Annotated in this window: 9 protein-coding genes; 6 read left to right on the forward strand and 3 right to left on the reverse strand. The window is 73.9% G+C overall.

What is annotated here, in order from left to right; translation table 11 throughout:
• Nucleotides 1-607: glycosyltransferase family 2 protein (locus ABFX54_RS50880; RefSeq protein ID WP_428834659.1), on the reverse strand; the 607-nt coding region annotated here is incomplete at its 3' end.
• Entirely contained in the window at nucleotides 604-2,235 is a 1,632-nt protein-coding gene (locus ABFX54_RS50885) for a carbamoyltransferase family protein (RefSeq protein ID WP_346114439.1), read from the reverse strand. The genes ABFX54_RS50885 and ABFX54_RS50880, both read right to left, overlap by 4 nt.
• Nucleotides 2,236-2,404: 169 nt before the next feature.
• On the opposite strand from ABFX54_RS50885, the gene ABFX54_RS50890 reads away from it, so the two are divergent.
• From ABFX54_RS50890 to ABFX54_RS50900, 3 genes are read left to right on the forward strand one after another with little or no spacing between them, the layout of a single operon-like run.
• Entirely contained in the window at nucleotides 2,405-2,998 is a 594-nt protein-coding gene (locus tag ABFX54_RS50890; RefSeq protein WP_346114440.1) for a D-glycero-alpha-D-manno-heptose-1,7-bisphosphate 7-phosphatase, read from the forward strand.
• Nucleotides 2,995-3,915, forward strand: coding sequence for a glycosyltransferase (locus tag ABFX54_RS50895; RefSeq protein WP_346114441.1), 921 nt, complete (start codon nucleotides 2,995-2,997; stop codon nucleotides 3,913-3,915). Before ABFX54_RS50890 ends, ABFX54_RS50895 begins: the two co-directional genes overlap by 4 nt.
• Nucleotides 3,916-3,945: 30 nt before the next feature.
• Nucleotides 3,946-4,209, forward strand: a complete 264-nt coding sequence (locus ABFX54_RS50900; RefSeq protein ID WP_346114442.1) for a WhiB family transcriptional regulator — start codon at nucleotides 3,946-3,948, stop codon at nucleotides 4,207-4,209.
• A gap of 54 nt (nucleotides 4,210-4,263) precedes the next feature.
• Here ABFX54_RS50900 and ABFX54_RS50905 read toward each other — a convergent pair whose 3' ends face one another.
• Complete coding sequence (locus ABFX54_RS50905) at nucleotides 4,264-4,749, reverse strand: peptide deformylase (RefSeq protein WP_346114443.1); 486 nt, start codon at nucleotides 4,747-4,749, stop codon at nucleotides 4,264-4,266.
• 229 nt (nucleotides 4,750-4,978) lie between these two features.
• On the opposite strand from ABFX54_RS50905, the gene ABFX54_RS50910 reads away from it, so the two are divergent.
• The 3 genes from ABFX54_RS50910 to ABFX54_RS50920 all read left to right on the forward strand — a co-directional run.
• Nucleotides 4,979-6,145, forward strand: a complete 1,167-nt coding sequence (locus ABFX54_RS50910) for a uroporphyrinogen-III synthase (protein ID WP_346114444.1) — start codon at nucleotides 4,979-4,981, stop codon at nucleotides 6,143-6,145.
• 131 nt (nucleotides 6,146-6,276) lie between these two features.
• Nucleotides 6,277-6,450, forward strand: coding sequence for a hypothetical protein (locus ABFX54_RS50915; RefSeq protein ID WP_346114446.1), 174 nt, complete (start codon nucleotides 6,277-6,279; stop codon nucleotides 6,448-6,450).
• On the forward strand, nucleotides 6,447-6,850 hold a 404-nt coding region (locus ABFX54_RS50920), incomplete at its 3' end, for a sirohydrochlorin chelatase (RefSeq protein WP_346114459.1). The genes ABFX54_RS50915 and ABFX54_RS50920, both read left to right, overlap by 4 nt.

Here is a 6,850-nt window from a genome sequence, read left to right on the forward strand (position 1 = left end):
GCGGGCCGACCGGCTCGCCCACCACCTCGCCGCCCTCGGCGTCGGCCCGGAATCGATGCTCGCTCACCCGCCCGCCCCGCACCAGCCGCCATCCGGCCCGCGTCACGCGCAGCGCCAGGTCCGCGTCCTCCCGGTACGCCCGGGGAAAACGTTCGTCGAACCCGCCCACGGCCTCCAGCGCGGCGCGCCGGTAGGCCATGTCGGCCGTCGCCCACAGCGCCCCGGCCAGCCCGGCGGTGTTCCGCTCGGCGTCGCCAGCCCGCCGCCCGGCGGGCAGCGGCACCACGATGCGCCCCTGGCTGCCGCCCACGTCGTCGGGCAGGTCCACCAGGTCCTTCCAGGCCGCCTCCGCCCACCCCGGCCGGGGCACCACGTCGTCGTCCAGGAACACCACCCACGGCGTGTCCGCGGCCCGCCACCCGGCGTTGCGCGCCGCCGCCGGCCCCCGCCCGCCCGACCGGACGACCCGTACGGAAGAAGACAACCCGAGCGGAGCGCAAGAGCCCCTCCGGTCGTCCACCACGATCACCGGCACGCCGGGACCCACGCCCGCCGCGGTGGCGCGCAGCGTGGCCCGCCCGATGGTGGGGATCACCACGGTGATCACGAGCCGAACACCTCCCCGCGCCGCACCAGGTACGGCCCCAGGACCAGCACGTCCACCGGCGCGGAGCCGAAACACTCCAGCGCGTCGCGCGGATCGTCCACCATGGGCCGCCCGGCCGTGTTGAGACTCGTGTTGACCACCACCGGCAGCCCCGTCCGCGCCTCGAACTCGATCAGCACCCGCGCCATCAGCGGCTGCTCCCGAGGCGAGATCGTCTGGATGCGGGCGGTCCCGTCCACGTGCACGACCGCGGGGATGCGTTCGGCCCAGCCCGGCCGCACGTCGTGGACGAACAGCATGTACGGCGACGGCACCGGCCCCCGCCCGAAGATCTCCGCCGCCCGCGACTCCAGCACCATCGGCGCGACGGGCCGGAACTGCTCACGCCCCTTGACGTCGTTCAGCCGCTCGGTGTTGCGCGCGTGACCCGGGTGCGCCAGCAGCGAACGCTGCCCCAGCGCCCGCGGCCCGTACTCGGAGCGGCCCTGGAACCAGGCCACGATCCGGTCGGCGGCCAGCTCGGCCGCCACCGCCGCGGCCAGGTCGGCCGGGCGGGTGTGCGGCACCCGCGCCACGTCCAGCCACGCCCCGAGCTCCTCGTCGGTGAAGCCGCGCCCCAGCGCCGCGCCCGGCATGGGCCCGGCCGGCTCCCCGTACGCTTGCGCCAGGTGCAGCGCCCCGCCGAGCGCGGTGCCGGAGTCGCCGGCGGGCGGCTGCACCCACACCTCCGCGAACGGCCCCTCGTCCAGCAGCCGGGTGTTGGCCACGCAGTTGAGCGCCACCCCGCCGGCCAGGGCCAGCCGCCGCGCGCCGGTCCGCTCGTACAGCCAGCGCACCAGCTCAAGCAGCACCTCCTCCAGCCGGGCCTGCACGCTGGCGGCCAGGTCGGCGTGGTCGGAGGTCCAGGCGGCGCCCCTCGGCAGCGCCTTGGCGTAGACGTTCCAGTCGACCGGCTCGACGCGGAACCCGCCGTCCCCGGTCGTGTAGATCACCTCGCGCAGCGCCTCCAGGTGGCGGGGATCGCCGTAGGAGGCCATCGCCATGACCTTGTACTCGTCGCTGGAACGCAGGAAGCCGAGGTGCTCGGTGACGTCCTCGTACATGAGACCCAGGGAGTGCGGCAGCTCCTGCGCGGCCAGCACCTCCAGCTCGCCGCCCCGATAGACGCCCGCCAGGTGCGAGACGCTCTCGCCCCGCCCGTCGCACACCAGGACCGCGCAGTCGCGCCAGGGGGAGGCCAGCCCGGCCGAGGCGGCGTGCGCCACGTGGTGCGGTACGTAGGCGACCTGGCCGGGGTCCAGCCCGGGCAGCGCCGTGGCGAGGAAGGCGGGCGCGCGGACCGCGTACCTGGTGCGCAGGTCCTCCCAGTCACCCTCCGGCCTGCCCGTCACCAGGGACGGGTCGTAGGAGTAGGCGACGACGTCGATGTCCTCGGGGGAGAGCCCCGCCTGCCGTAGGCACCACGCGGCGGCCTGCTCAGGCAGCTCCCACGCGGAGAACGCCAGCGGCCGCTTGCCGTGCTTGCGCCGGCTGAAGCGCTCCTCCTCCGCCGCGGCGACGATCCTCCCGTCGGCCACCAGGGCGGCGGCCGGGTCGTGGAAGATCGCGTTGATGCCGAGAAATTTCATGGGTCCTCCCCGCTGCCGATGCCGGGAACCGCTACCGAGAGAAGCGGCCCTCAAACTTGGCCATGCCTCTGACGTGCGAAAAAAGGCGTGTCCACCGGCAAATGGTCACTCTGGGTAGTTGTTTGCCGGGTCGGGGCCCGGGTAGCTGCCCGGCACGCGACGGAGGTGGATGGTGTTCGAAAAGCGACGTCCCGGCGCCGTGCTCTTCGACCGGGACGGAACCTTGATCAGGGACGTGCCGTACAACGGCGATCCGGCCCTGGTGGAGCCCATGCCGGGCGCGGCCGAGGCCCTGGGCAGGCTGCGCCGGGCCGACGTGGCGGTGGCCGTGGTCACGAACCAGTCGGGCGTCGCCAAGGGCCTGCTCTCACCGGACGAGATGGATCAGGTCAACGCCAAGGTGGAGGAGCTGCTGGGGCCGTTCGACGCGTGGGCGATCTGCGTGCACGACGACACCGACGGCTGCACCTGCCGCAAACCCGCCCCCGGCCTGGTGATCCGCGCTGCGGCGGTGCTGGACGTCAGCCCGCGCGACTGCGTCGTCGTGGGCGACATCGGCCGCGACATGGAGGCCGCCAAGGCCGCGGGCGCCCGGGGCATCCTGGTCCCGACCCCGCAGACGCTCGAAGCGGAGATCCAGCGGGCCGCCGAGGTCGCCGACGACCTGGCCGACGTCGTGGACCGCGTGCTGAACGACACGGACAGCCCCGTCGTGGCCGCCTCGGCGCCCTGGGCCAGGGCCATGGGCTGGAGCCGCTGGTGAGGATCCTCATCTGGCACGTGCACGGCGCGTGGACGAGTGCCTTCATCAGGGGTTCGCACGAATATCTGCTGCCGCTCGTCCCCGGTCGTGGTCCCGACGGACGGGGGCGGGCGGCCACGTACGACTGGCCGGAACGCGTCCGCGAGGTGCCCTGGGACCGGCTGCGCCACGAACCCGTGGACGTCGTCGTCCACCAGCGCCCGCACGAGATCGACCTGGCCCGCGACTGGCTGGGGCGCGACGTGCCCGGCGTCTACGTCGAGCACAACACCCCGGCCGGCGACGTGCCCCGCACCCGCCACCCGCTGGCTGGCCGCGACGACATCACGCTCGTGCACGTCACCCACTTCAACGAGCTGTACTGGGACAACGGCCGGGCGCCCACCCGCGTCATCGAGCACGGCGTCCCCGACCCCGGCCACCTCTACACCGGCGAACTGCCCAGGGCGGGCGTCGTGGTCAACGAGCCGGTACGCCGCGCCAGGGTCGCCGGCACCGACCTGCTGCCCCGCTTCGCCCAGCGAGTGCCGCTCGACGTGTTCGGGATGAAGGTGGACGGGCTCCCGTACGAGACCCACGAGGACCTGCCCCAGCACGTCATGCACGCCGAACTCGCCCGCAGGCGCGTCTACCTGCACCCCTACCGGTGGACCTCGCTCGGGCTGGCTCTCGTCGAGGCCATGACCCTGGGCCTGCCCGTGGTCGCGCTGGCCGCCACCGAGGCGATCGAGGCCGTCCCGCCCGAGGCCGGCGTCCTGTCCACGAAGGTGCACGTGCTCGCCGACGCCCTGCACGCCTACGCGCGCGACCCGGAGAGCGCGAGCCAGGCCGGCAAGGCCGCCAGGGCCGCCGCGCTGTCACGGTACGGGCTCGGCCGGTTCCTGGCCGACTGGGATCGCCTGCTCGGCGAGGTATGACGCCCGGGGCGATGGGTAGGCGCGAGGAGCATGACGACGATGCTCGGCTGGACCCGCAGGGCGGCCTGCCTCGACCTTGACCCGGAACTGTTCTTTCCCATCTCCATGGAAGGCCCGAGCCACTCCCAGGTGGAGCGGGCCAAGCAGGTGTGCGGGAGGTGCCCCGTGCGCGAGCCGTGCCTGGCGTACGCGCTGGCGACCAACCAGGCGTACGGCGTCTGGGGCGGCACCGACCCGGCCCAGCGGCGCGCCATGAGCCCGCAGACGCAGCCCGTCACCGGACGGCGGCGCTGACATGACCGGCACGGCCGTGCTTGGCGGGACGACCTTCTTACCCCGCCGCAGGTGTCAGACCGCGGGCAGGGCCTCGGCCAGGAACCGTTCGCGCTCGGCCGCCTCTAGATGATCGCTGAACAGCACCCCGTCGAGATGATCGGCCTCGTGCTGCAGCACCCTGGCCAGCACGCCGAGCGCCCGCACGGTGACGGGTTTGCCGAACATGTCACGGCCACGCGCCGTGACCATGTAGGAACGTTCCAGCGGCCACCACACGCCAGGAGCCGACAGACACGCCTCATCGGCCGTCACCCGTCGCTGTGACAACTCCAGCCGCGGATTGACCAGATGGCCCGACTTGCCGTCGTAGGAGTAGACCACCACCCGCACCGGCTCGCCGATCTGCGGAGCAGCCAGACCGGCGCGGCCCGAGCCCGCCCGCATCGTCGCCGTCAGCGACTTCACCAGCAGCCTCAGCTCCCGATCGAAATCCTGCACCGGCGCCGCCACGGAGCGGAGCACCGGATCGTCGAACACGCGAATAGGCCTGGCCGTCACCCGTCACTCCCCGATCGGCGGCGTCGTCACGATGAACGTTTCCCTGCCGTGCCTCCAGCCAACCGCGAAGGTCCTGCCTTGTAGCACAGCGGTAACAGAAGAGACCCAGGTGTGAAACCACGCGAAAGGAGTATCGGAGGGTGATCTCACTTGCGTCACACGCGCCTGTGATGCCTGGCCGGGCGCTCGGGGCCCGGCCAGGCATCGACGACTACCTGGAGGTGCAGGCATGAGCGCGGCTCCTCTTGAGGGCGGCTCCTCCCCGGAGACGGCGCCCGACGCCCTGGCGGGCTTCACCGTCGGGGTGACCGCGACCAGACGGCGTGAGGAGTTCGGAGCGCTGCTCGAACGCCGCGGCGCCCGCGTGGTCAGCGCCCCCGCCATCCGTCTCGTCCCCCTGGCCGAGGACTCCGACCTGCTCGCCGCCACCCGCGAGAGCCTGCGGGCCCCGCTCGACGAGGTCGTGGTCACCACCGGCGTCGGCTTCCGCGGCTGGATGGCCGCCGCCGAGGGCTGGGGCCTGTCCGCCGACCTCAGCGAGCACCTGTCCAAGGCCCGCCTGCTCACCCGCGGCCCCAAGGCCAGGGGAGCGGTGCGCGCCGCCGGGCTCAACGACCACTGGACCCCCTCGACCGAGTCCTGCTCCGAGGTCAAGGAATACCTCCTGGAGCAGGACCTGCGCGGGCGCCGCATCGCGGTGCAGCAGCACGGCGAACCGCTCAAGGAGTTCGTGGACGACCTGCGGGTCGCCGGGGCCGAGGTGATCGAGATCCCGGTCTACCGCTGGCTCCCGTACCGCGACATCTCGCCCCTGCGCCGCCTCATCAGCCAGACGATCTCCGGCTCGGTCGACGCCGTCGCCTTCACCAGCGCGCCCGCCGTGCACGCCATGCTCGGCGCCGCCAGGGCGGAAGGGCTGGAGGAGGCGCTGCTGGCCGCGTTCGGCGGGCCTGTCGTGGCCGCCTGCGTGGGGCCCGTCACCGCCGACCCGCTCACCTCGCGCGGCGTGCCCACCCTGCAACCCGACCGCTCACGGCTCGGCGCGCTCGCCCGCGCCCTGGCCAGGCACCTGCCCGAGCACGGCGTCACCCGGCTCACGGCCGGCGAGCACCGGCTGGAGATCCGCGGCCACGCGGTCGTCGTGGACGGGGAACTGCGCCCGCTGCCGCCCGCGCCGATGGCGGTGCTCAAGCGCCTGGCCGACAAGCCCGGGCACGTGGTGTCGCGGGCCGATCTGCGTACGGTGCTGCCGGGCAGCGTGGCCCGCGACTCGGCCGAGCACGCCGTGGAGATGGCCATCACCCGGCTCCGCCGAGCCCTCGGGCCCGGGGGGATCGTCGAGACGGTGGTCAAACGCGGGTACCGGCTCGCCTGCCTGTACGAGACGGGCCTCTGACCGCCGTCCCGGCGCCCGGTCATCGCCCTCGTACGGCGGCACCGTCGTCCCGCACGCGTTGACACCGTCCACGCCTCGCACGAGCCGGATCGCCGGCCGCGCCTGCCCGACACGACCACGAGGAGACCAGCATGTCCTGGGGCGCCATGTCCCCCGCCCGGCCCCTGCCACCCGCCGCCCCCCTCCTGGAGCACACGGTCAGGCCCTGCCACGCCACCGGCACCGGTCCGGGAGGCGGCGACTTCGCGCGGGCCGGCCGTGCCGCGCGGGCCGGTGGCGTCGTGTTCGATGGGGTGGGCCGGTGAGGCCGGCACTGGTCCTGGCCGCGCACGGGACGCGTAGCTCAGCAGGGGAGCACACCCTGTCGGCGCTGGCCGAGACCGTCCGCGGGGCCCGGCCAGGGCAGCGGGTGGAGCTCACCTACCTGGAGATCAGCTCGCCCCTCCTCGCCGAGGTGCTGCCGGTGGTGCGCGGCCCGGTGGTCGTGGTGCCGCTGCTACTGGCCGGCGGCTACCACGCGCACATCGACCTGCCCGAGGTCATCGCCGAGCACCGCCCGGACGCGGTGGTGGCCGGCTGGCTCGGCCCGCACCGGCTGCTCACCTCGGCCCTGACCCGCAAGCTGGCCCGGGCCGCCCTGCGCGGCACGGACGCCGTGCTGATCGGCCCCGCCGGTTCGTCGGGCCCGGGCGGCCTGGCCGACGT

The organism is Nonomuraea maheshkhaliensis (assembly GCF_039529435.1).
Taxonomy (GTDB): Bacteria; Actinomycetota; Actinomycetes; order Streptosporangiales; family Streptosporangiaceae; genus Nonomuraea; species Nonomuraea maheshkhaliensis.

What these genes read in the sequence shown, in the direction of transcription:
- ABFX54_RS50885 (WP_346114439.1), bottom strand. Translation starts at nt 2,235, where the DNA reads ATGAAATTTCTCGGCATCAACGCGATCTTCCACGACCCGGCCGCCGCC.
- ABFX54_RS50890 (WP_346114440.1), top strand. Translation starts at nt 2,405, where the DNA reads ATGGTGTTCGAAAAGCGACGTCCCGGCGCCGTGCTCTTCGACCGGGAC.
- ABFX54_RS50900 (WP_346114442.1), top strand. Translation starts at nt 3,946, where the DNA reads ATGACGACGATGCTCGGCTGGACCCGCAGGGCGGCCTGCCTCGACCTT.
- ABFX54_RS50910 (WP_346114444.1), top strand. Translation starts at nt 4,979, where the DNA reads ATGAGCGCGGCTCCTCTTGAGGGCGGCTCCTCCCCGGAGACGGCGCCC.
- ABFX54_RS50915 (WP_346114446.1), top strand. Translation starts at nt 6,277, where the DNA reads ATGTCCTGGGGCGCCATGTCCCCCGCCCGGCCCCTGCCACCCGCCGCC.